The organism is Exiguobacterium sp. SH1S1, assembly GCF_004337245.1.
GTDB lineage: Bacteria > Bacillota > Bacilli > Exiguobacteriales > Exiguobacteriaceae > Exiguobacterium > Exiguobacterium aurantiacum_A.
Map to the genome: position 1 here is coordinate 155,542 of NZ_SJUZ01000001.1, position 25,716 is coordinate 181,257.

The following is a 25,716-nucleotide window of genomic DNA, read 5'->3' on the forward strand; positions in this document are numbered from 1 at the left end:
CTTCCCCTCTCTCTACTACTTTTTGTCAAATCCCCGTTTTGCCAACCGTTCGAACCAAATCGGGCACATTGCGTACAGTTTTCCGCCTAAGTCCATCCACCACGGGGCGTTGACTTCACGTTTCGACTGTTCAAACGCTGAGACGACCCCCTGTGCCAACTGATCTGGGTCGAGCATGATACGACGCACACTCTGTCCATAGCGCCCCGTCTTATCAGCACGATCAAAGAACGGCGTGTTGATCGGACCAGGATTGACCGTCAGTACATGGACACCTGCCGGCTTCAGCTCGAGCCGGAGCGCGTTTGAAAACTGGAGCAACGCCGCTTTCGATCCGGCGTACACGGCCGACTTCGGGGTCGGCACTTTGGCAGCTTGCGAGCAGACGTTTATGATCGTCCCGCCTCGCTTCATCCGGCGCCCACAGTCACGCGACATCACCATCGGCGCGATCGCGTTCAAGCACATCGTCTCTTCGATGACGTCCGTCGTTTGATCAACGACCCGGTCAAACTCACCGACGCCGGCGTTGTTGACCCAACCGTCGATTGGTCCATATTTCTGTACGACATCGTCGACGAGCGTCTCATAACTTGTCAAAACATCCGCGACCATCCAGTCTGCAGCTAGTTTCGTCCCGAGCTCTCGAAGGCGCGTCTCGTTTCTGGCAATTAACGTCAGCTTATAGCCCGCTGCCGAAAAAGAATGCGCCAAAGCGGCACCAAAGCCGCTCGACGCACCCGTGATCACAATATGTCTCATTCCATTGCTTCCTCCACTCTCACATAAATCCATTTGCCATCGGTTAACTGCTTGACGACATGACCGCGCTCCTCGAGCAATGTCAACCGCGCGAACACTTCGCTGAAGACAAGCGGCATCGCCCGGCGCATCTTCCGCCCGTACAGCCGCATCGACCAATCGAACACACTCAAGCCGTCGGCCCAGTCGTTCAGCAGCTGTTCGCTCCGTTCATAGCGTTGACTGATCCTTGATTCGATGAGCACCCGCGGATGCTCAATCGGATTACCGTGTCCGCTCACGACGAGCTTAATATCAAGCTCCTGTAACTTTCTAAGCGAGTCGAGATACAGTAAGACCGGTGACGCAAACCCCTCGTCCTCATACGGTTGTTCGATCAACGGGTTCGGTTCGACCGCATCGATCAAATGATCACCGGCGATCAAGACGCCGCCCGGTCCGAGCAGTCCGAGTTGATCGCTCGCGTGTCCCGGCAGATGAATCGTCTTCCATGCCCCGTCGCTCGTCACGTCTTGTCCTTCTTCGAACGTCATCGTGACGGTCGTCGGACCGATCCAACGTAGCGCCTCCCGGTAGTCCGGCAACTTGGTGATGATCGACTCCGGTGCCCCGAACCAATGAGCCAGTTCATATAAGAAGTGATTGCCTTTTTTAATAAAGTTCGGTGTCTGTTCCAAATAACGAACGAGCTTCTCGTGACCGTAGACTGGAATCGAGGCGTCCCGCAGCCGCCAAGCTTGACCGGCATGGTCGGCATGATGGTGCGTTAAAAATAGAAAATCGATATCCGCTAGCGTCAGTTCGAGTTCAGCCAATTCGCCGTTCAAGGATGCCCATGCCTCTTCCGTATCCGGGCCACAGTCGACCATGAAAAACCGGCCCCCATGCTCTACGATGTATACGTTCACGTTACCGACCTCAAACGGTGTCGGAATATCGAGTCTTGCCAGTTGGCTTGAAATCCAGTTCGCCACGTCCACACAACCCCTTCCACCTATCTTCATTCATTATACCTGTCAGAAAGAAGGGATTTCAATGGCACAAAAAAAGGAGGGGATTTCTCCCCTCCAATCGTTTATAAGTTAATGACTGTCACTTTATCGCGTGTCATCGTTTCAAGACTGCGTCCGATGCCTTGGACACCGAGACCTGATTGTTTCACACCGATGAACGGGAAGTGGTCAGGACCGCGTTCCGTTCGACCGTTGACTTGGACCGTACCGACTTCGAGCTTGTCGGCGACCGTGAACGCACTGTTCACGTTTTGCGTGAACACGCTCGCTTGAAGACCGAACTCTGACTCGTTCGTCAGTTCGATCATCTCGTCGAGCGAGCTGACACGGATGATCGGAAGAACAGGTCCGAACGGCTCTTCCCAAGCGACACGCATCTCACGCGTGACGTGATCGAGCAGCGTCGGGTGGAGCAGGTTGCCGTCACGTTCGTTACCGTGGACGACCGTCGCACGCTTGTTGACGGCGTCGTCAATCAAGCCTTGAACGTAGTCAGCCGACTTTTTGTCGATGAGCGGGACGATGAAGCTGTTGTCGACTGGCGAACCAACCGTGAGCTTCTCGACACGCTGTTTCAACATGGCGACGAGTTCGTCCGCTTGATTTTCGAGCACGAAGACGCGTTTGATCGCCGTGCAACGCTGACCCGAGTAAGAGAACGCACCGCTGACGATTTGATCCGCCGCAAGCGTCATGTCCGCGTCTTCTAAGACAAGCGCCGGGTCTTTGCCGCCGAGCTCTAAGACGACCGGGACCATCGATGCCTGTTGTGACAAATGTTGACCGGTTCCTGTACCGCCTGTGAATGTGATCATGTCGACACCTGGGTGCGACGTCAAGTAGTCGCCGATGACCGAACCGCGACCCGTCACGAGGTTCAACAATCCGCTCGGAAGACCGGCGTCTTGCAGTGCCTCGACCATTTTGACGCCACTGATCGCACCTTGCGTCGCCGGTTTGAAGACGACCGCGTTCCCTGTAATAAGGGCTGGAGCGATTTTAGCAGCGGCTAAGTTGACCGGATAGTTGAATGGTGAGATCGCGAGAACGACACCGAGTGCCTCTTTTTTGATGATCGCCATTTTGTTCTTTGATCCGCCCGGGAACGAATCGCCTTGCATGAATCCACCTGTGAAACGAAGTCCTTCCTCAGCCGTATAACGAATAATCTCAGCTGTGCGGACGACTTCTTTCTTCGCGTCGCTCAAGTTCTTCCCGACTTCGCGCATGATGATTTGACCGATCTCATCGACGCGTTCTTCGAGTTTGTCCGCCCATGCGTACAACAGCTCGGCGCGCTTGTTGACCGGAAGCGCCGCCCACTCTTGTTGTGCACGTTTAGCACCGTGAATCGCCTCGTCGACTTCGTCGCGCGACATCGCTTGGACGTGTCCGACGATTTCTTCTGTATAAGGTGAAACGAGTTCGATCGTCTCATTTGTTGTTGATTCTTGCCATTGCCCGTTAATTAAATATGGATATGTGTTCATACTCATAATCTCTATCTGCCTCCTGAGTAAGCTGTGATATCTCGTTGCCACCCTCATTGTATGCAAAATCAATTCCGTTGAACAACTATAAAGATTCAGTTTATGTAATGTAAACGGTTACTCCATGACTTTTCGTGATTTTTGACCTGACTTTGACACTTTTCAACTGAAGACTTTGATCGATTTGACCGATAGAGAGGAAGAGAGAACGCGATATAGGAGGGACCACCATTGAGCATGGATCATAATATTTTACTTGAAGCAGGTACGAACGAGTTAGAAATCGTCATTTTCCAGTCAGGCCCGTTTATTTTCGGGATTAACGTCATGAAGGTTCGCGAGATCATCACGATGCTTCCACTCACCCCGTTACCTGGAACGCCTGAGGCGATCATGGGGTTGATCGAACTACGCGGTGAAGTCATGACGGTCATCGATCTCCCGATGGTCATCGGCCATCCTCGTGAAGCCGGAGACGGGGATCGCTTGATCGTCTGTGAGTTTAACGGTGAGAAATCGGTGCTCCGAGTCGACCAAGTGACAGAGATCAAGCGCATCTCATGGGAACAGATCGATACACCGTCAGATCTCGCCCGCGGTGTCCAAGGCATCACGAACGGCGTCGTCAAAACAGGAGACCAAATGATCATTCTTCTCGACTATGAGCGCATCGCTCTCGAGTTGTCACGAAAAGACATCATGGCTCGTGAATCCGTCAAACGACTCGGTGCAAGGGAACGCTCGAACAAACAAGTGTGGATCGCAGAAGATTCGGAGATGCTTCGGACCTTGATCATCGACACGCTCGATGAGGCAGGCTACTTCAACACGACAATCTTCAACAACGGGAAAGAAGCGCTTGATGCGTTCGAGCAAGATGGTGTCGAGTGCGATCTGCTCATCACCGACATCGAGATGCCACAAATGGACGGGTTACATTTGACGAGACGGCTACGCGAAATGGACCGCTACGCGACATTACCGATCGTAATTTTCTCGTCACTCATCTCAAACGACTTGAAACATAAAGGCGACGCCGTCGGCGCGAACGCACAAATCACGAAGCCTGAGATCGGCATGTTGATCGCGACGCTCGATGAGTTTTTAGCCTAATGACAAACGGAGGGGCCGCAAAATTGCGGCCCCTCTTTCATTACACCAATCGATTGAAATAGGCGTCCCACTCGACAGCGAACCGTTTCATTTGACGCTCGATGTCTTCAAGCACCGGTTCAAGGTTCTCGACCTCGTTCGTCTCACCGGCGAGTTCAAGTTGTTGGAAATGCGACGCCGTCTCGTCGAGTCCGACCGAATAAGAGGCGCCCTTTAACAAGTGGGCGAGTTGTTCGATTTGTTCATGATCTTTCGTCTCGACCACGCGCTTTAATTCAGGAAACTTCGCCTCGAACTGGGCGACGTACGTCTCTGCAATCTTTTTCAGAAAATCTTTATTTCCACTAGCGATTTGATGGAGCTCTGCTAATTTCTCTTCGTTAAACAGAGCGTTTTGGGGTGTTTGAGTCATCTCCATCCCTCCTTCTACTCATTCCTTCTGACATTCTAACTCACTGTAGTATGTTTTCGAGAGAAAACAAAAAATCTCCTTCTTTGCGATTGCACTCTCCTACTCGCCTACCTATAATAAAGTTGAGCTAAGGTAGGAGGAAGATTATGCTAACGATTTACCGTACCGACGCATCTGGTCGTGTGCACGAGATCGAAGACTTTGACAAAGGAAGCTGGATCCAACTCGTCAATCCGACGAAAGACGAGGCCGATCAAGTCATTGCCGCCTCCGGCATTCCTGAAGACTTCGTGTACGACCCACTTGATATTGAAGAAAAGCCGCGTTTTGAGAAAGATGACGAAGGCCTGCTCATGATCATTGACGTTCCATACGTCGAAGAAGACGATACGGGACGTGCCTATAATACGATCCCACTCGGTATCATCGTCACGGGACGACATTTCATCACCGTCTGTTCGCGTGACCTCGATGTACTCAACTTGTTCGCTAACGGCAAAGCCCGCTTGTTCCGGACAAACTATCGCAGCCGGTTCGTCTTCCAGATTTTGCACCGAGTCAGCATGACGTACTTGCGGTTCCTCCGCCAGATCGACCGGCGAATGGAAGAGCTAGAGCAAGAACTTCAACGTTCGATGCGAAATCAGGAAATTTTCCAGTTGATGAACTTACAGAAGTCGCTCGTCTACTTCATGACATCGCTCAAAGCGAATGACAGCGTCCTCGACCGCATCGTCAAGACGCCGAGTCTTGAGAAGCATGAAGAAGACGAAGACTTGTTAGAAGACGTATTCGTCGAGCATCGTCAGGCGATGGAGATGGCCTCGATTTATAACGACATCATCAGCATTAAGATGGATGCATTCGGGTCGATCATCTCGAACAACGTCAACTTCGTCATGAAGTTCTTGGCGTCAATCACGATCGTGCTCAGCATTCCGACGATGATTTCCGGGATCTTTGGGATGAACGTCCAAGTCCCGTTCGAAGGTCAATCAATCGGTTTCGTGTTCGCACTTGCCATGATGGTCGGTTTTTCGAGTCTCGCCTTTTATATTTTATGGCGGAAACGTTATTTCTAGACAAAAGGATGAAATCGTCACGAGCGACGGTCTCATCCTTTTGTCATTTAAATAAGCTTTACCGTGACGAGACACAAGTCGTCGTCAATCTCGATTTTCGGGACGAGCCGTTCGGCAACGTGACGGGCATAATCTAAGCCGTACGTGGCGATGTCTTTTTCAAGCCAACGGATGCCGTCATCGATGTCTTTGCTGTAACATTCCATCAGTCCGTCCGTGTACATATGCAGGACCATACCTGGCGTGATCTTGATTTCTTTCGATTCATAATTCGGTTCCTCGAACATGCCGACCGGAACACCAGTCGTCTCGAGACGAGTCATCCCTTCCGGAGACGTCACGATCACAGGCGGATGACCGGCATTGACGTACTCGATGCGTTGATTCGTCGTATCGATGTAACAATAGACGGCCGTGAAATAACTTTGCATATCGTCACCCGAAAACAGGAACGTCATCTGTCGGTTCAGTTCGGTCATGACGTCGACCGGGTACTGGACGTTGGCGACAAGGCCTGGCAAGATCGAGCGGATTCCCATCGTGATCAAGGCTGAAGACACGCCGTGACCCATCACGTCGAAGATGATGACGCCGTAACGATCAGGCGCGACTTGGAACCAGGCGTACATGTCACCCGCCAATTTTTTAGATGGCAGGTACAGCGCCCGCATATCGATTTCCGCGCTACTGATTGGTGGGGTCAGCGCGCTCTGCTGAATCTTTTGGGCCAAATCTAGGTCATATTGGAGACGCGCCTCATATTTTTTCCGTTCATCGACGGCCGCTTTGTAACGGAGCGCTGAGCGAATCCGAGCGAGGAGTTCGGTGATTTTGATCGGCTTCGTCGTATAGTCGGACGCTTCAGCATCTAGCCCTTCGGCAATTTGCTTCTCTTCGGTCCGGCCCGACACCATGATTACCGGCAGTTCTTCATATCCTGTCATTTGTCGAATCCGTTTGCACGTTTCAATCCCTGAGATGCCCGGCATCTCGACATCGAGCAGGACGAGGTCATACAGCGACGGGGCTTGCGGGTCCATGAGGAGCGCGAGAGCATCTTCACCACTTGAGACCGAGACCGTCTCATAATCGTGTTGATGCAATAATTGTTCGAGAACCATCGTATTGACCGGTTCGTCGTCGACAATCAAAATCGCCATAGTCATCCCTACCTTCTCTGTCAGTGTTCTTCTATATGTTATTGTATCATATCTAATCAAGAGACCAACCATTTCAAACCTGTAACAGTTGTGAGAGACTCAAACATGGAGAACGTCTCAGATTTTTGTCATACTAAGAGAAAGAAAGCGAGGAATGCGCTATGGGATGGATATTTGCCGTGAGCGGATTGATTATTTTACTCGTCTTTGTCGCCTCTGTCGTCGTCATCCAAAAAGGATACGCCTACAAAGACAACAAAGACGACATCGTCCTCGATTACGATGAAATCAATCGTCGAATTTCTGAAAACGATCAGACCGATAAAAAATAGAGCCGTCCAGCCGGGCGACTCTATTTTTTATTTGAACTCGAAGCGTAACGCCCCTTTTTCAAGATAGAGCGTGGCATCAAACGTCTTGTCGCCTTTTTTGAACGCATGAACATTCGACTGCCCACCGTTGATCATCTGTTTCAGTTCGTCTTTCGCGAGTCCGACGCCGAGCACTTGTTTCGACATCGTAAACTTGCAGCCCTCACGATACCCGCTGCACCCGATGAACTTCGGATGCTCGACAAGTCCTTTGCCACAGCTCGGGCAGACGCCGAACGACGCCTTCGGCCGCGAGGCAGATTTCTTCCCGAATCGTCTCGGTTCAATCGTATAGCCTTCCGGATTCGCCGCCGCGACTCTCGCTTTGGCTTCTTCGACGAGATGAATCGACATCTTTTTCGCCTGGTCGATGAATTCGGCCGCAGACGCAGACGCCTGTCCGATCTCATGGAGCCGCTTCTCCCATTTCGCGGTCATGGCCGGCGAGGCGAGAATGCTGTCGCCGAGCACATCGATTAACAGACGGCCTTTATCGGTCGGAACGAGCTCTTTCTTTTGAAGTTCAACATAACCCCGCTTCTTCAAGCCGTCGATTATGTTCGCCCGAGTCGCTTCCGTGCCGAGCCCCTCGACTTCTTTCATGATATGGATCAGTTCCTCGTCGTCGAGCTGTTTCCCGGCGACTTTCATCGCCATGATGAGCGCGCCTTCCGTATACCGTTTTGGAGGCTCTGTCTGTTTCGATAACACTTCGACTTTCTTTTCAGTCAACGGCTCACCGGTTGTCAGCACCGGAAGCTCGACGTCTTTTGACTTCATCTCGACGACTTGACGGTACCCGGGGCTGACAACGACCGTCCCTTTTGCCCGGTATAAGTCTTCCCCGTCCATCAAGTCGACGGTCGTCTTCTCGAGTTTGGCCGGGGGGGCGAACGCTGCGAGAAAGCGGCGGTTGATCAAGTCATACAGCTTCGCTTCATCCCCGCTAAGTCGACCCACATCGCCGCACGCTTCGGTCGGAATGATCGCATAGTGATCGCTCACTTTTTTCGCGTTGACGTAGCGGCTGTTCCGGGACGGGTTCTCGGTCAACACGTCAGCGAGTCCAGCATATGCCGCAGACTTCAACAGCCGTGCTTTCGTCTGCGGGAACAGCGTCGCCTCGTCGGGCGTGACGAAACTAGAATCTGTCCGCGGATAACTGATCCACCCTTTCGTATACAACTTTTGGGCGATATCGAGCGTCTTCTTCGCCCCGAAGCCGAACCGTTTGCCGGCCTCGGCCTGGAGACCCGATAAGCTGAACCAGAACGGTGGGTGTTCCGTCTTGTCTTCCTTATCAATCGACCGCACGACCGCCGTTCCGGTCGATCGGTCGACGACGGCGTCAGCTTGTTCACGCGTCTTCAGTTTCGTCGTCTTTCCAAGTGTGTATTTCGCTTTGAACGTGCCCCGTCCTTTTTGGAGCGTCGCTTCGACCTCGAAGTACGCCTCCGGGACGAACTGTTTGATCTCGCGCTCTCGATTGACGATCAAGGCGAGCGTCGGTGTCTGGACGCGGCCGAGTGAGAACACGTCTTCGATGCCAATCGTCTTCAAGAGCGTCGTATATGCGCGCGATGCGTTCATACCGACGAGCCAGTCGGCACAGGCACGACTCATCGCCTCATGGTAATACGGAATCGTCTGCTCTCCCGGTAACAGCTGCGCGAAGCCGCGGTCGACCGCCTGCTCGGTCAAACTCGAGATCCATAAGCGCTCGAGCGGTTTTTTGTTGCCGGCAAGGCGCAAGATGAGACGAACGATCGCCTCTCCTTCCCGCTCGGCGTCGGAAGCGATGATGACGTCCGTGATGGAGCGGTCGTGAAGCCATTTTTTGATTGTCTGGAACGGCTTCGACTTGCCCTGCGAGATGCGGTAGTCGAACCGGTCTGGGACGATCGGAAGTGACTCATATTTCCAAGATTTCCACTCCGGACGGTAGTGAGACGGCTCTTGGAGTTCACATAAGTGTCCGACCGCCCAAACGACGATGGCACCTTCCGGGAAACGAGGGCATGCCGCGATTTCAATCTCGTCTTTTTTCTTTTTTGATGGATATGGCGCTGCCAGCTTTTGTGCCTGCGACGGTTTCTCCGCAATGATTAATCTCATGTGATCCCTACTTTCGTTGTCGTTCGAACGATCTCGTCGGAACGACACTTTCGAAAAAGAATGTTTTTTCTCGTATGTTTCATTATATCATTAGAAGAATATGTACAAAACCAAAGGGGGATGCCTGTTGTCTTATTTAATTTTATTTGCCGCCGTCTTTTTCCTGTCGACGAGCGTCTTGTTCGTCAAATGGACGTCCGCTCCGGCGGAGACGGCCGCATTCTACCGTATGCTGTTCTCGAGCCTCATGTTGTTGCCGTTTCTCGATTACCGCTCGCTCTTCTCGTTACGCTCGAACACCCGCTACGCGATCTTGCTCAGCGGGACGCTCCTCGCCTTCCATTTCTGGCTCTGGTTTTTATCGCTCGACTACACGACCGTCGCGAGTTCGACGTTGTTCGTGACATCGAGCCCGATTTTCGTCCTCATCGGGAACGCCCTGTTCTTTAAAAAACATCCGACCCGAAAAGGTTTGGCGTTTGCGCTCGTCGCCGTCCTCGGCGGCATGCTCGTCGCGGCCGGTGATATCCAAATCGGTCGCGACGCGCTCTACGGGGATTTGCTCGCGCTTCTCGCCGCCTTGCTGATCGCCGGCTACTGGCTCGTCGGTCAACACATTCGGACCGAGATGAAGACGAACGACTACTCGTTCAGCGTCTATCTCGTCGCAACGTTCGTTCTCGGTTTCATGTTGCTCGTTCGGGACACGACATTCGTCGGCTTCGAAGCGGTGAATTGGTGGTATTTCATCGCTCTCGCCTTCTTCCCGACGCTCCTCGGCCATAACTTGTTCAACTACGCCCTCGCCCGCGTCAGTGCGACCGTCGTCAGCATCACCATCCTCGGCGAGGCGCTCTGGGGAATGCTGTTCGGGTTCGTCTTCTTCGAGGAACGGCTCGGCGTGATGCAATGGATCGGCGCGGCCGTCTTGCTCGGTGGGATTTACTTATTCCTAAAAGAAGACGCCCGTTCAACAAGAACGGACGTCGTTTCATAAATTGGTCGCTTTCGCTTCTACCTCATCTTCTGACGGACGGAACAGCAGTTTCCGGTCCCAAATCGCCATGCCGACCGCTGTCAGGAAGGTCAAGCCGTCGGCGATCGGGAAGGCGAGCCAAACACCGAACACACCGAAGAAGTTCGGTAATATAAACACGAGCGGAATCGTAAAGAGCGTCTGTCGAGACAACGACAAGAACATCGCGACCCGGGCTTTCCCGAGTGATTGATAGATGCCGTTGACAAGCATTTGGACGCTCGTTAAAAACGAGACAGCGAACAGGACATGAATCGCCGTCACCCCGCCAGCAATCAAGTTCGCGTCGGACGTGAACATGCGCATGAGCGGTTCCGGGAACAGCTGGAGCGTCAGCCAGATGAAGACCGCAATCGCGATTCCGGCCCGTAGCGCCGTCCAAATCGTCTCGCGCATCCGCTCGAACTGTCGCGCCCCGAAGTTATAGCCGACTATCGGTTGCATGCCTTGGACGATGCCCATGATCGGCATCCCGACGAGCGCCATGAACTTATTCAAAATGGCGAACGTGGCCAATTCTTGGGTCCCCCCATACGTCCCGAGCATGATGTTGACGAAGACGAACAAGATCGATTGCGACACCATCATGACGAACGAGGATGACCCGATTGCCATAATCTCCTTCAACTCGCCGAACCGCAGCCGAAACTTCCGCCATTGGAAGTCGAGCTCGGTCCGGCGATTTTTTGCGAAGAAGAAGCGTAACATGAGCACCGACCCGACGACTTGAGCGAGCGCCGTCGACCAGGCCGCCCCGTAAATACCCCATCCGAACGTGAAGATGAACAGCGGCGTCGTCACCAAGTTGACGACGACGGTCGTGAGCATCACTTTCATCTGATAAGGTGCCTGTCCTTCGGCCCGCACCATCGCGCTCGCCGCGAGCGTGAACATGAAGAACGGCGAACTGATCAGCGTGACCGATAAGTATTGACGACTCAATTCCATGATCTCCGACGTCGCCCCGAACACGGTCAAGATCGAGTCGAGCATGAAGATGGCCGAACTGACCGCGAACGCGGCGAACACGCCTACGAGCACGAGCACGTTCATGAACGTGACGGCGGCACCGGCGTCATCTCCTTTGCCGAGTTTCCGCGAACTGATCGAGGCCCCGCCGAGACCGACCGCACTCGAGACGGCCATTAGAATCATTTGAATCGGGAACGCGATCCCGATCGCGGCCACGGCAGCAGGGCCGATGCCACGCGAGACGAAAATCGTGTCAATTATATTATAAAGCGCCGTCACCAGCATACCGATCATCGCCGGCAGCGACAGCTTGAACAGCAGGCGTCCGATCGGATCGGTCCGGAGTTGCTCCGTGTTCTGATTCATCCTTCCATCCCCTTTTTCGTATATGTTAATAGGGTAGCAAGATTGGATGGAACGGTCGACTATGTTGCCTTGCCGGATGTGTCAACGGGCACTTGAAGCGGGAACTTTCACTGCTGCCACTTTTCGTTTTCGCATGATGAAGTCGGTCGCGACAGGTTGATCGACTTTGACGCGTACCGTCATCATCGCCTGGTTCGCCGTCTCGAGCGGCATCCCGGTCTCATCGAACAATTCGTCGATCCGTTGCGTGAAGCGGACGAACCCGGGGCCGAAGAATTCGACTTCTTCTCCGCGGCGGAAATGGTTACGCTGCTCGAGCGTCGCCATGCCTGTCGACGCTTCATACGAGATGACGCGCGCTGCGAACGCATATTGCGGGATGGCGCGCGGTTTGCCGAACAGTTGCTCTTTCTCGGTCGGGATGCCGTAATAGAACCCGCTCGCGAGCTCCCGTTGCGCCGCTTTCCAAATCTCTTCTTCCCATGCCGGGTCGAAGACGAAGCCTTCAGGATCCGCGCAGTAGGCATCGATGACTTGACGATAGACGTTACAGACGGTCGCCACGTAATGGATCGACTTCATCCGTCCCTCGACTTTCAAGCTATCGACGCCGGCATCGACCAAATCGGGTATGTGCCGGACCATCGCAAGATCGACCGAACTCATCGAGAATGGTTCCTCATCGCGCGCTGCCATGTCGTCTGTCAACAACTCATCCGCCTCGAAGAAGCCGTATTTCCAGCGGCACGACTGGGCGCAGCCGCCACGGTTCGCATCGCGGAGCGCCATATGGTTCGACAGCGTGCAACGTCCCGAGTAGGAGATACACATCGCGCCATGGACGAACGCCTCGATCTCGACGTCGACTTGACGCTTCATCTCTTTGATCTCTTCCATCGACACTTCACGGGCGAGGACGATTCGCTCTAGCCCTTCCTCTTGCCAAAAACGGAGCGTCTCGTAGTTCGTCGCCGACGCCTGGGTCGACAAATGGACCGGAAGACCGGGCGCGTCCGTTAGACAGACCTCGATCATGGCCGGGTCCGAGACGATGACGGCGTCGATGCCGATGTCACGGAGTCGACAGAAGAAATCGCCCGCGCCATCGATATCCCCTTCATGGGTCACCATGTTCGCGGCGACATACACTTTCGCCCCGCGCTCGTGCGCGAATGCGACGCCTTCAGTCATCTCCTCGTATCCGAAGTTGCCAGCCCGCGAGCGGAGCCCGAACTGTTGACCACCGATAAAGACCGCATCGGCCCCGTAAAGAATCGCCATCTTTAATTTTTCTAAGTTTCCTGCCGGAGCTAGTAGTTCTGGACGTTTTTTCATCTTGATCCCCTCACTTGATCTCTTCTGGATTTCGTAACAGCAGTCCGGTCCCAAGCCGGAATTGTTCAGGTTGGAGTTCGGCGAGACGCCGTTCCATGAGCGTGCGGTCGAACTGGCCATTCAACAAATCGGACCGGGCTTTGTCGAACAGACGGACGATGTCGACGAACGCGTCCCCGGCATGCCATCCTTCGAGTTTCCACGTATGCAGTCCGCCTTTTAAGAGCACCGGCAATTGACCCATGAGCGTCAAATCTTCGGAGAAGACGTGCGTCCCATTGTCGTCTTGGTAGACGGGATAGCGACTGTCCGCATCAGACGGTTCGCTCATATAGTACTCGCGCGCTTCCGCGTCCCCTCTCGACCGACCGATCTCATTGAAATAGTTCGTCAATAGCGGTCGTTTCGAGTGATGGATACATGTTGGTCCGTACACTTGAACCTCGACGGGGAGCCCGATCTGCTGTTGAATCATCCCAAGTTCGGTCAGTGTCACTTCACGGGCCGCGACCGCCCCGATGGCATCGCGCTTACCCCAAAATTGAATGTGTCGCGCCGACGTGACGAGCGTTTGAGCATCGTACCAATAGGGGATATTGGCATTACGGATCAAGCGGATGGCACCTGGATCGCCCGCCGTCACACTGTCGATCCCGATTTGCTTGAGCGCGTGTAAATAATCCGGCAACGCCTCGATTTGATCGTTATGCATCAAATTGTTGACGGCAACCGTCACTTCTTTGCCGTAACGACGGGCGAGCGCTGTGACTTCTCTCACAGCTGGAAGCGACCAGTCACCTTTATGGCGTAAACCAAACGTCGACTCTCCGATATATAGACGGTCTGTTCCCGCCATGATCAGCGCCTCTGCTTGTTCGACGCTTTGTGCTGTAGTAACTAGCTGAATCATCATCTGTTTTTTCTCCTGACTTTGTGAGTCTAATCACATATTCTTGATATACTTTAGCACACGTTCAAGCGTGTCGACGAAGCAGGAATTTAACAACTAGTGAAGAAATCAGTAACAATGTATGACTTTTTAATTGAAGGAGTGGACGATTTTGACAAAAACAGCCTTGATTACCGGTGCCTCGACTGGCATCGGCCTAGATCTCGCCGTCTTAGCGGCCCGAGATGGATTTGACTGTATTCTCGTAGCTCGTAGCGAGCCACGGTTACATGAACTCAAAAAAGTGCTTGAAAAACGATACACGATTAACGTGCACGTGTTCGCACTCGACCTATCTGAACACAACGCCGTGAAACGGTTGACGAACGCGATTGACGCCGCCGGGCTCACGGTCGATTTTTTAATCAATAACGCTGGTTTCGGTACGGCTGGCGAGTTTATCGAGCTCGATGCGGAAACCGAGGCCGAAGAGGTCCGGTTGAACGTCAACGCCTTGACCGAGTTGACGAAAGCGTACTTGCCTGACATGGTCGCCCGCAATCACGGCTATGTCTTAAATGTCGCCTCTGTCGCCGCATTCCAGCCGGGACCGTATATGGCCGTCTATTACGCGACGAAAGCGTACGTCTTATCACTCACAGAAGCGCTCCATGCCGAGACGAAAGGCACAGGCGTAAACGTCAGCGTCCTTTGCCCGGGTCCGACCGACACCGGTTTCTTTAACCGGGCCGGCAGTGAAATGATGGTATCGAAAATGCCGTCTCATCTCGTCGCTTTCTTCGGTTATAAGGGCGTCATGAAAAATAAACGGGTCATCATCCCAGGTTTGTCGAACCAAGCGCTCGTCGGACTCGCGAAAATTATGCCGCGAGCGGTCAGTCTCGAAATTTTACGTCGATTCCAAAAACCGACAGATGCCTCGGTCGAACAGCTCCCGACATCTTGAACCTAAAAAAAGCAGAGCGACTCAAACGTTTGAGTCGCTCTGCTTTTTTAGGTTGAGGAATCAGTCGCCATGGCGTGACAGCTGAATCAGACGTCGAATAAAGATAAAAGCTGGTATCACCGTCATGAGCGCCGTCGTGACGACGAGAGACCAGGCGAACACGGCTTCAAGTGTGACCGTTCGGGCTCGTAGCTCCTCGAGGAGATTGACGTTTTGAACGGACAAGACGATCATCAGTGCCGGCCAGACGCTAGAAGCGAGGATGCTCAACATCGCGTATCGTGTCCGAATGAGCCGACGCGACATCAAGAAGATATTGACGGCCATAAACAATAGTCCGATGAAGAGGAACAAACCGATCTCATACATATTGACGTATCCGCCCATGCTCAACCACCTCACTCGAGTAGTACTCATGTTTACCCGTCTTCTCGGACAAATATGCGAACGAATAAATCATGTAGGACGATCAAAAAGAAGACGTTTGCGATTCCATGCGCCAAATCGAACGGCAAGCTAAGGATGAGCAATTTGATAAAGTCGGCTCCAATCACTTCCGCGAACGACAAGTTCGTCGTCCAGCCGAATAAAAAACCAGAGCCGAGCCCGATTGACCAAAGTAACATGCGCGACCGTAACAAGATCGGTCGTAACAAGTAAACGAGCGTGATCACGAGCAGCCAACCGAGAAACTGATACAAAACGAACGGACCGAGGCCGAGTAAAAGTCCCGATAAAATCGGGACGAATAAAGCGAGCATGCCTGCACTCGTCCATCCAAAATAGAGCGCGGTCAGCATCAACAATGCGGTCGTCGGTTGCACGTTCGGTATGGCCATGAAAAGCCACCGTCCGATGACGGCGAGCGCAAGAAGCTGCGTCAATACAGAAATAGGTGACTTCGTCCGCTCAAACTTCGACAAAAGTGCGAACGCGGTTATGAGGGCGAGGACGTAAGTGACCATAACGTACTCCGATCCACGTACTGTTCGCGCGTGCCGTCAAACACGACCGCTCCGCTCGCCATACATAAGACATGACCTGCCGCCGCAATCAAGCGTTCATCGTGGGTCGCACATAAAACACGCGCCGTCTCGGCTTTTTGTACGATTGCCGCAACGAAGGCGTCGCGTTCGTTCTCCGACAGTCCGACCGTCGGCTCGTCGAGGACGATGAGTGACGACGTGGACGCGAGTACCGCCTGCAACTGTTCGACCCGTCGATTCAACGCTTTTGGGAACGGCCCGTACTCGGGGTCTGCCGGAAGATAGAGCGGCCGCTCTGATAACTTCACTTTCCCGTATAGCGGACGCAGACTCTTCGCCATCAGTTCTAGGAGTGTCGACTTGCCACTGCCGTTCGTCCCGATGCACACCGTTAACCCTGGTCCGTCAGACCGGTACGACACGTGTTCGACCGCGTAGGCGGGTTGCAACGGATGACGATAGGAAACGTCTTTGACGTTAATCGATGCTTCACTAGACGACTTTACGACCGTGAACGCATGTGTTGCACCGCCTTCACGCGACCGGTCCGTATAAGCGACGCTAATCCCGAGCTGTCCTAGCCGCCGAAGCAGCATCGACAAGTGTTCGCTGCGGAATCGATCGAGATAACGGAACGGCTCGATGAGAACGAGCGCATCGGGATTTTCGCCGAGCACGTGAGCGATTCGAACGAGTTGTTGTTCTCCGCTCGAGCATTCATCAAATCGCTTTTTGGACAGATGATCGATTTGCAAGAGAGCTGCCAGTTCGGCGCCGCGCATCGCATCATCACCGGCGAGCAGTGAGGCGACCGAACCGGCGAGCGGGTCATCGAGATTGACGATATGGGCCCGCTCTGAAGCGACCCACTCCTCAATTTGCTGACGTCCGTGCTCTGAGGATAACCAACGCATCTCGCACCCCTCCTTTCGTCAAATACGGGTAAAGCAACCAGATGAGTGGTGACCACTTAAGCGCCGCCACAAAGCAAATAAACAAGATGAACAGATGAACGAGATCATCGCCTTGGAATGGACGTAGGCGCGGCAACGCGTAAACGGGTTCACGGCGCTGGCTGTCAATCCCGACGACGATCGCTTCTCGCCAGTCTTGTCGCTGGTGACTGCGGAGCGACAAACGGATGGCCCGTTCCATCGACGGGACGAGCGCCCAAGCACCGTACAGCAACCGGGTCGATTGCGGAAAGCGTCGCAAGAGCGGCAATAGCCGTTCTAATCGCATGAAACGGCTCGCCCAAACCATTCCGAATAAAAACGTCGCCAAGCGGACAATTTGGTCGCTGAGCGCACGGATGGAGACGTCCCACTGGAGCAAAATCGGTGCGAGCGAGATCAGCGCGAACGCGACGAGCAGACCGAGCATCGCGACGGGAAAGCGCCGCTCCAACAGTAACAACAAGACCAGCCCGGCGAGCAGACTTAACGAACCGTTCACATGGATCAAGACGTACAGATGGACGAGTAGAAAGAAAAGGAGCGTGACAGCATGTCTACGCTCCCAATCCGCCTCATTCGAAGAAAGAAATCGCATCTTCTTCAAACCGCCATTGGATAATATCGGTGGACTCGACTTCTTTTGCAGCCGCCCCTTCATCGCCAGGGCTGCCGTTAAAGGCGTACACCCAACCAGATGACTGACCGGCCGATTTTTCTTGAATCCCGTCGATTGCCGTGACGTAGGTCATCTCCCCGCTTCCGACCGAATCAATCGGCAATTCTGTCACCTTGAGGGCATCGAGCACCGTCGACCCATCCTCTAGGCAGACACTTTTCTCATGGTACAACGTCTCTTCTGTCGACGCGTCGTAAACGGAAATTGTCGGTTCGACGTCACAAGACTCACTTTGTCCGTTCGATGTCTCTTCTCCAGCACAAGCTGCCAATAAAGGTATCATCATACCCATGATGAGCAATTTTTTCATTGATCCGTCAAATCCTCTCGTTGGTGGATGGAGTAGTTGTAAAGAATCGTATATTTTTCGCCTGTCGTTCTGCCTTCACGGGTCAAACCGGTCAATTGAATACTGTTGGCGAGCACGGGTTCGCGCTGGAGCCAGAATTTGACGATTCGTCCGTCCCGGTTGATCATGAGCATCGCTTCGTTCTCGAACGTGTACATGTCGTACAGTCCGTCAAATGAGAGCTGCAAGAGCGGTGCCTCGACTTGTTTGGCAAAGTCTTCCCACGCTGTCCCCCGTACGGCTTCGATCACGTGTTCGAAGTCGACGAGCTTCTCGAAAAAGGCTCGACCGGAACTTTTGTTCATCTCATCGACTTGACGATATTCAAGTTCCCCTGAGTCGTCATAGTTGATGCGGATTTGCTGGAACGAGCTGTTGCGTTCGACCATGAGCAAATACTCGAGTGACTGCAGTTCACCGTCCCGGTCGACAATCATCTTGCTACGATCGAGCTTGATCACCTCGCCGTTGATCCGGCGTAAAATCGTATCTGTCATCCGGTCGAACGACTCGTCTTGCACCGACACCGGCCCGATTTGTTGAGATTCGGCCCGGAATTCGGATTGGTCGAACAAAGGTACGAACAGTAAAACGATGAAGAAGAAGAAGCCGACGAGCGCCCCGTACCATTTATACCGGCTGTTTCGTTTTGGAAAGAACAAGAATGACATCAAAAATCCGATTGGGATATGAAACCCGCCGATCGGAAACGAAACGATTCCGAGCAACGAGTAGAATAAGAACTTGGCGAAAAAGTTCGGTTCTGGCTCTTTCAACTGATTCAATCTTACACCTAGCAACAGGCTGATGACGATGAAACCTAGCCAAACGTATAGTTGTATTGTCACATCAATCCCCCACTATAAACTCGGAAAAGTCGGTTGCCACATGGCTATCCGCAAACCCAGACACGACCTCGGCCTCAAATTCTGCTTCCCGGCCTTGGTAGCGGGCCGAGATATGGGTGACGATCAACCGGCCCGCTCCCGCCTCGTTCGCGAGCCTTGCGGCTTCGACCGTCGTCGAGTGACCATACTGTCTCGCAAGTTTTGACTCCCCTTGCATAAACGTCGCCTCGTGGACAAGAACGTCGGCAGCTTGTGCGAGCACGAATGCATTCTCGCACGGAGTCGTATCCCCTAGGATGGCGACGATCGCTCCACGGACCGATTCTGTGACATATTCTTTAGACGCGTATGTTTTCCCTGCAAATTCAAACGTGTCTGCTTGTTTGATTGTCCGATAGACTGGACCGCTCGGAATACCGAGTGCTCTCACTTTGTCGACGAGGAGCGTCCCCGGACGCGCCGGTGCCTCGATGCGAAACCCGTAAGATGGAAAGCGATGCGCGAGCTTCCGCACCGTGACGAGGTGACCGTCTTGCTCGAACGTGTCCCCGTCCTCATATTCGACAATCGTCAGGTCATAGCCTAAATATGAACCGGTCAGTTTCAACGTCAGCTCGAGCCATTGCTTGATGCCACGCGGCCCGTACAGCGTGAGCGGATCCTTTCCGTCGAGGGCGGAACGCGTCGATAAGAAACCTGGCAACCCGAAGACATGGTCCCCGTGTAGATGCGTGATCCAAACAGCCGATACTTTTCGCGGTTTGATCGTGGTATGGAGAATCTGGTGCTGGGTCGCCTCCCCGCAATCGATCAGCCACGTCTGTTTAGGCAATGTAAGTGCGAGCCCGGAAACGTTCCGTTGTTTCGAAGGCATGCCTGAACCAGTTCCTAAAAAATGTAACTTCATAAATATATTTGTCCTTTCTGCTAGCCTAATCCATGCTATACTTGAGTCACTCGTTGAAAAGGATGTGATCCGTGATGAATAAAGTTGAACATTCCGATGCTTTGTATGAAGTGATTCGGGAACGAGCGACTTCAATGAATCGCAAACACCAACAAGATGCAGGCACCTCGATCCGAATTCACGACATAGCGACCGAACTTCACTGCTCAGACGAACTCGTCTTAGAATCGTTGGAGTTCGCCGCATAAACACACGAACACATAGGAAGAGCCGACTTAGCGTCGGCTCTTTTTTTAGTTTGTTTCCCGTGTTGCGACTTGCTCGACAATTTCAACAACGAGTTCAATTAACTTATACAGTTCGACGAGTGGCATGCGTTCGTTCGTCGTATGGATTTCTTCATACCCGACAGCAAGGTTAACCGTCGGAATGCCTCCACCGGCGATCACGTTCGCATCTGAGCCCCCGCCCGAATGAAGGATACGAATCGGACGTCCAATCGCTGTCGCCGCTGACTTCGCCACTTCGACGACCTCGTCGCCTTCTTCGAACTTGAAGCCCGGGTACATGATGTCAATCTCGACTTCAGCACGACCACCGTGCGTCTCAGCAACTTCGATATACGCTTGCTTCATCGCTTCAGCTTGCGCTTCCATCTTATCGTGGATAAGCGAACGGGCCTCGGCGAGCACTTCGACGTAATCACAGACGATATTCGTCGCGCGTCCGCCTTCGAAGCGTCCGATGTTAGCCGTCGTCTCTTCATCGATCCGGCCGAGCTTCATTTTTGCGATCGCTTTTGCTGCGATTTGAATCGCCGAGACGCCTTTTTCTGGGGCGACACCGGCGTGGGCCGTCTTCCCGTAAATTTTCGCGTTCACTTTTGCTTGGGTTGGAGCTGCCACGATAATATCGCCGACCGGTCCGTCCGAGTCGAGGGCGAAACCGAATTTCGCATCGATTTTCGAGAGGTCGAGCACTTTCGCACCGACGAGACCCGATTCTTCACCGACCGTGATGACGAACTGGATCTGACCGTGTGGAATTGCCTCCTCTTTCAAGACCCGAACGAGTTCGATCATCGCTGTAAGCCCCGTCTTGTCGTCGGCACCGAGAATCGTCGTCCCGTCTGTGACGATATAACCGTCTTTAATACTCGTTTTGATGCCTTTACCTGGTGTGACCGTATCCATGTGGGCCGTGAAGTAAATCGGGTCAACGCCCTGTTTCGTCGCAGCCAACGTGACGATAAGATTGTTTCCTGAATGCGCAGTTTTTGTCGATGCGTCGTCTTCGTAGACGTCACATCCGAGTTCTGTGAAGACCGACTTTAAATGCTCACAGATGACCGCTTCTTCTTTTGTCTCTGAATCGATGCTGACCAACTGTAAAAATGTGTCCAGCACACGTGTCTCGTTTACCATAAAAACATCCCTCCATCCAAACATTTCTTGGTTATTATAACAAACTCATGTCGTTTGCACGAACCTTTTCCATTCTGTACAATGAGGTCAAACACGTTTTGGAGGATCCTCATGAGAAAAAAACAACAAAAACGACAACGCATCATTCAAATCGGCGTCGTCGTCATCGTATCAATCTTCTTGCTTAGCACGTTTTTGTCAGGGATGGCCATGTTCCTGTAACAGGAGAATGTACCGTTCTTTCAAGATCAAGTAACTCTTCACATCTGACAAAATATTGAGCAGCGACGAGCGTACCTCAAATTCCTCACGCGATGTGGGGAGAGGTACGTTTTTTCGATAATGGTCGATGATTTCCTCGAGCTCGCGAAGAAACGCCGAGGCGTCAGCCTGCTCGTTGACGTTGTCGCCGACGCGGCGTAAAAATGTGGCGACGGGTTTCGCCTCATTGACGACCATCGTGATCTCCCGCGCATTATCAGCAATCCGCTTCAAAATGTCGTACTGGCGCTCGCGCATCCGGAAGTATAGATAGTCCATGTCTTCGTTGCGCTTCCCGATCGAGTTTCCCATCCGGCGGAGGGCCAAGTCTTTCCCGTTCTTTAAATAGTCACGCGTCTTCAACAGCATCATCGAATGGTTATTGTACACACCGGTCTCGACACAGGCTGCGACGTCATAGAAGTGGACCGCGAGCGCCCGATTGATACTCTCTTTAATGCGCTCGATGTCTTTATCGAGCGTCGGCATATACATGTTGACGACGAGTCCGACGCCAACCCCGATCGCGATCAACAGGAGTTCGTTCAAGAACAAGTCGAGTGAGAACCGTCCTTCGGTGTACAGATGGGTCAAGATGACGACACTCGTGATCATGCCGTCCTGCAGTTTGAGCTGTTGAACGAGCGGGATGAACATGACAAAATAAAGTGTAAGCGTCGCCGGCGAATAGCCGAGCAGCGTGAACATCAACGCGCCCATCCCGATGGCGAGTAAGCTTGCCATGACACGTTCATATGAGGCCCGAAATGACTTCTTGCGCGTCTCTTGGATACTGAGGATGGCGATGATGGCCGCGAAGACGTAATAATCGAGATGGATCGTCTCAGCGATGAGCATCGCGATCCCAGCCGCGACCGCCGTCTTTAACGTACGTGTACCAATTTTCATATCATTCCCTCCTCTCATACAAAATTGTTTACTAGTTTTCTCTGTTTGGCAATCCTCAAGTTTGGAAGTGATCCTATTGAAGAAAAAACAACGACGCCGGCTCTTGCCCGCCCTGCTCAGCTTAGCACTTGCCATCTTCGGCTTTCTTTGGTTACAAGAGCGAGGCAACGGGACGTACACCGTCGAGACGTTCGCAGATGGTGACGTCTCGTCCCGTCACTTCGAGTCGCTCGCTGAAGCCCGCACCTATATGGAACGCGGCGGCAATCGCGCCTTGCTTGGCCCGTCCGGCGAAGTCATCGACTTTACCGGCACCGGCATCGCCGTCACGCCGACTGACCGGGTCACGAACCTGTATAAAGATGCCGCGTTCAAGGAGCAGCAGTCGTACGTCGCCGGCGGCACCCGGCTTAGGCTCGTCGGAAAGGGTTCTGACCATTTGCGAGTCACCATCTCCGGTGCCGACGTGTACGTACCGCTGGCCGACATGACGCTATACCCGGACGCCGTCGTCGAGAAACGCGGCTATTACGAGATGCGGGACGGACAAGTGCTCCATACCGTTGAAGCGAACGGGAACTTGGCTGGGACATTTTTGGTCGGACCCGCCCCGCAGGAAACGTCGGACCGGTTTTATACCGAAAACGTCCGGGACGTCTTCGATTCACCGTACCAATTCGCCTCGATTCAGTCCAAATCGCCGTACTCGGCCCGCGAACTCGATCAATTTCTCGCCACGCTCGGTGACAGTCCGCTCACCGGAAAAGGTGATGCCTTCAAGGACGCCGAAGCCGAGTTCGGTATTAACGCCCTGTTCTTACTCGCCGTCGCCGGTCACGAGTCGGGATACGGGACGTCCGCGATCGCCCGCGATAAAAATAATCTCTTCGGGTTCAAAGCGACAGATGACGACCCGAGCGGCAACGCCTCGACGTTCGCTTCAATCGAGGCGAGTGTCGATGCTGCGGCCCGCTTGTTCGCCGAGAAGTATGTGACCGGATCGTACGACCGCGGCCCGTTCCCCGGCAACAAGCAAGAAGGTGTCAACGTCTTCTACGCCTCGGACCCGTATTGGGGCGAGAAAGTCGCCGGGACGATGTATCGCATCGACCGCGAGCTCGGATTAAACTATTTGGAACAGCTCCAGTGACGGCCAAACGGCCGTCGCTTTTTTTTGCAGGAATCCCTAGAGTCAAACCCGAATACTAAAAATGAACGATCATTCATTCAAAGGGGGAGATTCATTTGAAAACGATTTGGATTACCGGCGGTTCGTCCGGCATGGGGAAAGCGATGGCGCTAAAATTTAAAAGCGAAGGCTGGAACGTTGCCATCAGCGGCCGTAACGAAGAGCGCCTGCAAGAAACGATGGGTGAACTCGAGGCGATCGGTGCGGGTCAAGCGTTACCCGTCCAACACGACGTCCGCGATTACGAGGCGTGCGCCCAAGCGCTCGATCAGATTGTCGAACGATTCGGTCCGGTGCATGCGCTCGTCAATAACGCCGCCGGCAATTTCGTCTGCCCGATGCTCGATTTGACACCGAACGGTTGGACGAGTGTCATCGACATCGTTTTGAACGGCACGTTCAACTGTACGCACGTCCTCGGAAAGCACTGGGAGCGCGAACAACTCCGTGACGGTTCGATCATCAACATGGTCGCGTCGTACGCGTGGCAGGCAGGTGCTGGTGTCGCACCAAGCGCCGCCGCTAAAGCAGGCGTACTGAATTTGACCCGGACGCTCGCCGTCGAATGGGGCTATCAGTTCGGGGCCCGCGTGAATGCGATCAGCCCGGGACCGATCGAACGGACTGGCGGGGCCGACAAACTCGCCGTCCACGTCAAAGAAGTCGAGCGCATCCGCCGCAACGTCCCGCTCGGCCGCTTCGGGACACCGGAAGAGATCGCTGACCTCGCTTTCTGGATGACGTCGGATGAGATGCGTTACTTGAACGGTGAATGCATCTCGCTCGACGGCGGGCATTGGCTCAATAAACATCCATTTTAACGCCAAACGGCCGAGGATCCCTCCTCGGCCGTTTTACATATCTTCGCCAACCCATTCCGCCTCGAACTGCTTCAAGAAAGACGTCATGAACGCGTGACGGTCGCGGGCGATCGCTTTCGCCCGGTCCGTATGCATCCCGTCTGCGAGCAAGAGCAGTTTGTCACTAAAATGCGCGATGGCGCTCGACGGGTCGGCCGGATCATAGAGCGGTGTGCCACGTGATCCGGCATACTGGAACGTCCTGGCGATGCCGATCGCACCGACCGCATCGAGCCGGTCTGCGTCTTGAATGATCGCACTCTCGAGCGTCGTCGGCAGTCTGCCTTGCGAGAACGACGTCTCCGCGATGACGGCGAGTATGTGATCCGTCTGGCTTGTACTGAGGGCGATCGTCTCGAGATGATGCCGGACGAGCCCTTTGGCTCGACCGAGTTTCGCGTCCTCGACGTCATGAAGCAGCGCCGCGAGTGTGACGACGAGCGGGTCGACCGCCATCCCTTCAGCGAGATGTTCGGCGAGCCGACGCACCCGTTCGAGATGACTCATGTCATGCCCGGTATGATCCCCGGTATGAAGCTTCGTCACGAAGCGTTCGGTCGCTTGAATCGCTTGACGCGCCATCAAATCTCGATCGTCGTGTTCGGTTCGATCAACAGACCGCGCTGATGTAACTGGTCACAGAAGGCACGTGCATCTTGTTTGATCGGTGGGAACGTATCGAAATGAATCGGGACGATTCGTTTCGCCTGCAGCCAATGGGCGGCATCGAGCGCGTCAACCGGCCCCATCGTGAAGTTGTCCCCAATCGGCAGGAAGGCGACGTCGATCTCGAACCGTTCACCGTACAGTTTCATGTCCGAGAACAATGCCGTATCACCCGCATGGTAAAGCGTCAGCGAGTTCGTCTCGATGATGAAGCCCCCCGGCATCCCCATATAGACCGGGACGTCGCCCATGTCAAGGCTCGAGCTGTGGAACGCCTGCGTCATCGTGACACGGCCGAACGGGAAGGAATACCCTCCCCCGATGTTCATGCCGTGGACCGAATAGCCTTTTTTCTCGTAATAGGTCGCGAGTTCATGTGTCGCGACGATCGTCGCGCCCGTTTCTTTCGCGATCAGTTCGACGTCCTCGATATGATCGAAATGCGCATGCGTCAACAAAATGTAGTCGGCTGTCAATGTCGCCGGGTCGACGTCTGTATGCGGGTTACTCGTCAAAAACGGATCGATCAAGACGCTCATTCCGTCGATATCGAGCTGGACTGTCGCATGGCCATAGTACGTGATCTTCATTCGAATCCTCCC

General features: G+C 53.6%; 28 protein-coding genes. 8 read left to right on the top strand and 20 right to left on the bottom strand.

The genetic code is table 11. The features are described 5' to 3' along the window. Positions 1–15: 15 nt before the first annotated feature. The 3 genes from EVJ23_RS00835 to EVJ23_RS00845 all read right to left on the bottom strand — a co-directional run bounded on the left by EVJ23_RS00835 (position 16) and on the right by EVJ23_RS00845 (position 3,274). On the bottom strand, positions 16–762 hold the full coding sequence (locus EVJ23_RS00835) for an SDR family NAD(P)-dependent oxidoreductase (protein ID WP_236633679.1): 747 nt from the start codon (positions 760–762) through the stop codon (positions 16–18). Beyond that, positions 759–1,736 carry an MBL fold metallo-hydrolase gene (locus EVJ23_RS00840; RefSeq protein WP_236633680.1) on the bottom strand — a complete coding sequence of 326 codons (978 nt, stop codon included), beginning with the start codon at positions 1,734–1,736 and terminating at the stop codon, positions 759–761. Before EVJ23_RS00840 ends, EVJ23_RS00835 begins: the two co-directional genes overlap by 4 nt. Positions 1,737–1,837: 101 nt before the next feature. Beyond that, positions 1,838–3,274 (bottom strand): NADP-dependent glyceraldehyde-3-phosphate dehydrogenase, encoded by a 1,437-nt coding sequence (locus EVJ23_RS00845; protein WP_131464894.1) that lies wholly within the window; start codon positions 3,272–3,274, stop codon positions 1,838–1,840. Between the two features lie 228 nt (positions 3,275–3,502). Between EVJ23_RS00845 and EVJ23_RS00850 the strand changes: the two genes are divergently transcribed. Next, positions 3,503–4,378 (top strand): chemotaxis protein CheV, encoded by an 876-nt coding sequence (locus EVJ23_RS00850; RefSeq protein WP_084812901.1) that lies wholly within the window; start codon positions 3,503–3,505, stop codon positions 4,376–4,378. 40 nt (positions 4,379–4,418) lie between these two features. Here EVJ23_RS00850 and EVJ23_RS00855 read toward each other — a convergent pair whose 3' ends face one another. Beyond that, a complete protein-coding gene (locus EVJ23_RS00855) occupies positions 4,419–4,790 on the bottom strand; it encodes an Hpt domain-containing protein (protein ID WP_236633372.1) in 372 nt (123 codons plus the stop codon). 146 nt (positions 4,791–4,936) lie between these two features. Here EVJ23_RS00855 and EVJ23_RS00860 point away from each other — a divergent pair, with 146 nt between their 5' ends. Then, a complete protein-coding gene (locus EVJ23_RS00860) occupies positions 4,937–5,872 on the top strand; it encodes a magnesium transporter CorA family protein (protein WP_070327095.1) in 936 nt (311 codons plus the stop codon). Positions 5,873–5,919: 47 nt separating this feature from the next. Here the strand turns inward: EVJ23_RS00860 and EVJ23_RS00865 are convergent, their stop codons facing one another. Beyond that, positions 5,920–7,032, bottom strand: coding sequence for a PP2C family protein-serine/threonine phosphatase (locus tag EVJ23_RS00865; protein ID WP_131463684.1), 1,113 nt, complete (start codon positions 7,030–7,032; stop codon positions 5,920–5,922). A 161-nt stretch (positions 7,033–7,193) separates the two neighbouring features. Here EVJ23_RS00865 and EVJ23_RS15255 point away from each other — a divergent pair, with 161 nt between their 5' ends. After that, positions 7,194–7,364: a hypothetical protein gene (locus tag EVJ23_RS15255; RefSeq protein WP_201739209.1), complete on the top strand. Its 171-nt coding sequence runs from the start codon at positions 7,194–7,196 to the stop codon at positions 7,362–7,364. Positions 7,365–7,391: 27 nt separating this feature from the next. On the opposite strand, the gene EVJ23_RS00870 is transcribed toward EVJ23_RS15255, so the two are convergent. Then, a complete protein-coding gene (locus EVJ23_RS00870; protein WP_131463686.1) occupies positions 7,392–9,518 on the bottom strand; it encodes a DNA topoisomerase III in 2,127 nt (708 codons plus the stop codon). 127 nt (positions 9,519–9,645) lie between these two features. On the opposite strand from EVJ23_RS00870, the gene EVJ23_RS00875 reads away from it, so the two are divergent. Continuing rightward, positions 9,646–10,515: a DMT family transporter gene (locus EVJ23_RS00875; protein WP_236633681.1), complete on the top strand. Its 870-nt coding sequence runs from the start codon at positions 9,646–9,648 to the stop codon at positions 10,513–10,515. Here EVJ23_RS00875 and EVJ23_RS00880 read toward each other — a convergent pair. The 3 genes from EVJ23_RS00880 to EVJ23_RS00890 form a co-directional block, all read right to left on the bottom strand. Further along, a complete protein-coding gene (locus EVJ23_RS00880) occupies positions 10,510–11,892 on the bottom strand; it encodes an MATE family efflux transporter (protein ID WP_131463688.1) in 1,383 nt (460 codons plus the stop codon). The two genes, EVJ23_RS00875 and EVJ23_RS00880, sit on opposite strands and share 6 nt — an antisense overlap. Before the next feature lie 81 nt (positions 11,893–11,973). Continuing rightward, a complete protein-coding gene (locus tag EVJ23_RS00885; RefSeq protein WP_131463690.1) occupies positions 11,974–13,227 on the bottom strand; it encodes a peptidase U32 family protein in 1,254 nt (417 codons plus the stop codon). Between the two features lie 10 nt (positions 13,228–13,237). After that, positions 13,238–14,140 (bottom strand): peptidase U32 family protein, encoded by a 903-nt coding sequence (locus tag EVJ23_RS00890; protein WP_131463692.1) that lies wholly within the window; start codon positions 14,138–14,140, stop codon positions 13,238–13,240. Positions 14,141–14,285: 145 nt separating this feature from the next. Between EVJ23_RS00890 and EVJ23_RS00895 the strand changes: the two genes are divergently transcribed. Next, positions 14,286–15,083, top strand: a complete 798-nt coding sequence (locus EVJ23_RS00895; RefSeq protein ID WP_370252119.1) for an SDR family NAD(P)-dependent oxidoreductase — start codon at positions 14,286–14,288, stop codon at positions 15,081–15,083. A 60-nt stretch (positions 15,084–15,143) separates the two neighbouring features. Here EVJ23_RS00895 and EVJ23_RS00900 read toward each other — a convergent pair whose 3' ends face one another. Genes EVJ23_RS00900 through rnz form a run of 7 tightly spaced genes read right to left on the bottom strand, consistent with a single transcriptional unit; the run spans position 15,144 to position 19,805 of the window. Continuing rightward, positions 15,144–15,470 carry a hypothetical protein gene (locus EVJ23_RS00900; RefSeq protein ID WP_131464896.1) on the bottom strand — a complete coding sequence of 109 codons (327 nt, stop codon included), beginning with the start codon at positions 15,468–15,470 and terminating at the stop codon, positions 15,144–15,146. A 32-nt stretch (positions 15,471–15,502) separates the two neighbouring features. After that, entirely contained in the window at positions 15,503–16,048 is a 546-nt protein-coding gene (locus tag EVJ23_RS00905) for a hypothetical protein (protein WP_131463696.1), read from the bottom strand. Next, the gene (locus EVJ23_RS00910; protein WP_131463698.1) at positions 16,021–16,983 is read right to left on the bottom strand and encodes an ATP-binding cassette domain-containing protein; all 963 of its coding nucleotides are present in this window, start codon (positions 16,981–16,983) and stop codon (positions 16,021–16,023) included. The genes EVJ23_RS00905 and EVJ23_RS00910 overlap by 28 nt, the downstream gene beginning before the upstream one ends. Further along, positions 16,943–17,620 (bottom strand): hypothetical protein, encoded by a 678-nt coding sequence (locus EVJ23_RS00915; RefSeq protein WP_131463700.1) that lies wholly within the window; start codon positions 17,618–17,620, stop codon positions 16,943–16,945. Before EVJ23_RS00915 ends, EVJ23_RS00910 begins: the two co-directional genes overlap by 41 nt. Then, positions 17,598–17,987, bottom strand: coding sequence for a DUF4430 domain-containing protein (locus tag EVJ23_RS00920; protein WP_236641216.1), 390 nt, complete (start codon positions 17,985–17,987; stop codon positions 17,598–17,600). Before EVJ23_RS00920 ends, EVJ23_RS00915 begins: the two co-directional genes overlap by 23 nt. A gap of 20 nt (positions 17,988–18,007) precedes the next feature. Then, positions 18,008–18,898 (bottom strand): hypothetical protein, encoded by an 891-nt coding sequence (locus tag EVJ23_RS00925; RefSeq protein ID WP_071397691.1) that lies wholly within the window; start codon positions 18,896–18,898, stop codon positions 18,008–18,010. Position 18,899: 1 nt separating this feature from the next. Continuing rightward, the gene (rnz, locus tag EVJ23_RS00930; protein WP_131458475.1) at positions 18,900–19,805 is read right to left on the bottom strand and encodes a ribonuclease Z; all 906 of its coding nucleotides are present in this window, start codon (positions 19,803–19,805) and stop codon (positions 18,900–18,902) included. Between the two features lie 74 nt (positions 19,806–19,879). Between rnz and EVJ23_RS15260 the strand changes: the two genes are divergently transcribed. Then, entirely contained in the window at positions 19,880–20,053 is a 174-nt protein-coding gene (locus EVJ23_RS15260) for a hypothetical protein (protein ID WP_167615642.1), read from the top strand. Positions 20,054–20,098: 45 nt separating this feature from the next. Here the strand turns inward: EVJ23_RS15260 and EVJ23_RS00935 are convergent, their stop codons facing one another. Then, entirely contained in the window at positions 20,099–21,229 is a 1,131-nt protein-coding gene (locus EVJ23_RS00935) for a M20/M25/M40 family metallo-hydrolase (protein WP_131463704.1), read from the bottom strand. Positions 21,230–21,427: 198 nt separating this feature from the next. Further along, positions 21,428–22,399, bottom strand: a complete 972-nt coding sequence (locus EVJ23_RS00940; RefSeq protein ID WP_131463706.1) for an aromatic acid exporter family protein — start codon at positions 22,397–22,399, stop codon at positions 21,428–21,430. 67 nt (positions 22,400–22,466) lie between these two features. Between EVJ23_RS00940 and EVJ23_RS00945 the strand changes: the two genes are divergently transcribed. Together EVJ23_RS00945 and fadH are read left to right on the top strand one after the other, a co-directional pair. Then, the gene (locus tag EVJ23_RS00945; protein ID WP_236633717.1) at positions 22,467–23,549 is read left to right on the top strand and encodes an N-acetylglucosaminidase; all 1,083 of its coding nucleotides are present in this window, start codon (positions 22,467–22,469) and stop codon (positions 23,547–23,549) included. Positions 23,550–23,638: 89 nt separating this feature from the next. Continuing rightward, the gene (fadH, locus tag EVJ23_RS00950; RefSeq protein ID WP_201738976.1) at positions 23,639–24,409 is read left to right on the top strand and encodes a 2,4-dienoyl-CoA reductase; all 771 of its coding nucleotides are present in this window, start codon (positions 23,639–23,641) and stop codon (positions 24,407–24,409) included. 33 nt (positions 24,410–24,442) lie between these two features. Here the strand turns inward: fadH and EVJ23_RS00955 are convergent, their stop codons facing one another. Both EVJ23_RS00955 and EVJ23_RS00960 read right to left on the bottom strand, forming a co-directional pair. Continuing rightward, on the bottom strand, positions 24,443–25,030 hold the full coding sequence (locus tag EVJ23_RS00955; protein WP_131463708.1) for an HD domain-containing protein: 588 nt from the start codon (positions 25,028–25,030) through the stop codon (positions 24,443–24,445). Continuing rightward, a complete protein-coding gene (locus EVJ23_RS00960; RefSeq protein WP_131463710.1) occupies positions 25,030–25,704 on the bottom strand; it encodes a metal-dependent hydrolase in 675 nt (224 codons plus the stop codon). Before EVJ23_RS00960 ends, EVJ23_RS00955 begins: the two co-directional genes overlap by 1 nt. Positions 25,705–25,716: the final 12 nt, after the last annotated feature.

Coding starts and splice junctions, on each gene's coding strand:
- EVJ23_RS00885 (WP_131463690.1), bottom strand. CDS start 13,227: ATGAAAAAACGTCCAGAACTACTAGCTCCGGCAGGAAACTTAGAAAAA.
- EVJ23_RS00940 (WP_131463706.1), bottom strand. CDS start 22,399: ATGAAAATTGGTACACGTACGTTAAAGACGGCGGTCGCGGCTGGGATC.
- EVJ23_RS00910 (WP_131463698.1), bottom strand. CDS start 16,983: ATGCGTTGGTTATCCTCAGAGCACGGACGTCAGCAAATTGAGGAGTGG.
- EVJ23_RS00915 (WP_131463700.1), bottom strand. CDS start 17,620: ATGCGATTTCTTTCTTCGAATGAGGCGGATTGGGAGCGTAGACATGCT.
- EVJ23_RS00855 (WP_236633372.1), bottom strand. CDS start 4,790: ATGACTCAAACACCCCAAAACGCTCTGTTTAACGAAGAGAAATTAGCA.
- EVJ23_RS00905 (WP_131463696.1), bottom strand. CDS start 16,048: ATGGTCACTTACGTCCTCGCCCTCATAACCGCGTTCGCACTTTTGTCG.
- EVJ23_RS00880 (WP_131463688.1), bottom strand. CDS start 11,892: ATGAATCAGAACACGGAGCAACTCCGGACCGATCCGATCGGACGCCTG.
- EVJ23_RS00835 (WP_236633679.1), bottom strand. CDS start 762: ATGAGACATATTGTGATCACGGGTGCGTCGAGCGGCTTTGGTGCCGCT.
- EVJ23_RS00860 (WP_070327095.1), top strand. CDS start 4,937: ATGCTAACGATTTACCGTACCGACGCATCTGGTCGTGTGCACGAGATC.
- EVJ23_RS00865 (WP_131463684.1), bottom strand. CDS start 7,032: ATGGCGATTTTGATTGTCGACGACGAACCGGTCAATACGATGGTTCTC.
- EVJ23_RS00935 (WP_131463704.1), bottom strand. CDS start 21,229: ATGGTAAACGAGACACGTGTGCTGGACACATTTTTACAGTTGGTCAGC.
- EVJ23_RS00920 (WP_236641216.1), bottom strand. CDS start 17,987: ATGATGATACCTTTATTGGCAGCTTGTGCTGGAGAAGAGACATCGAAC.
- EVJ23_RS15255 (WP_201739209.1), top strand. CDS start 7,194: ATGGGATGGATATTTGCCGTGAGCGGATTGATTATTTTACTCGTCTTT.
- EVJ23_RS00870 (WP_131463686.1), bottom strand. CDS start 9,518: ATGAGATTAATCATTGCGGAGAAACCGTCGCAGGCACAAAAGCTGGCA.
- EVJ23_RS00890 (WP_131463692.1), bottom strand. CDS start 14,140: ATGATGATTCAGCTAGTTACTACAGCACAAAGCGTCGAACAAGCAGAG.
- EVJ23_RS15260 (WP_167615642.1), top strand. CDS start 19,880: ATGAATAAAGTTGAACATTCCGATGCTTTGTATGAAGTGATTCGGGAA.
- rnz (WP_131458475.1), bottom strand. CDS start 19,805: ATGAAGTTACATTTTTTAGGAACTGGTTCAGGCATGCCTTCGAAACAA.
- EVJ23_RS00960 (WP_131463710.1), bottom strand. CDS start 25,704: ATGAAGATCACGTACTATGGCCATGCGACAGTCCAGCTCGATATCGAC.
- EVJ23_RS00955 (WP_131463708.1), bottom strand. CDS start 25,030: ATGGCGCGTCAAGCGATTCAAGCGACCGAACGCTTCGTGACGAAGCTT.
- EVJ23_RS00900 (WP_131464896.1), bottom strand. CDS start 15,470: ATGGGCGGATACGTCAATATGTATGAGATCGGTTTGTTCCTCTTCATC.
- EVJ23_RS00850 (WP_084812901.1), top strand. CDS start 3,503: ATGGATCATAATATTTTACTTGAAGCAGGTACGAACGAGTTAGAAATC.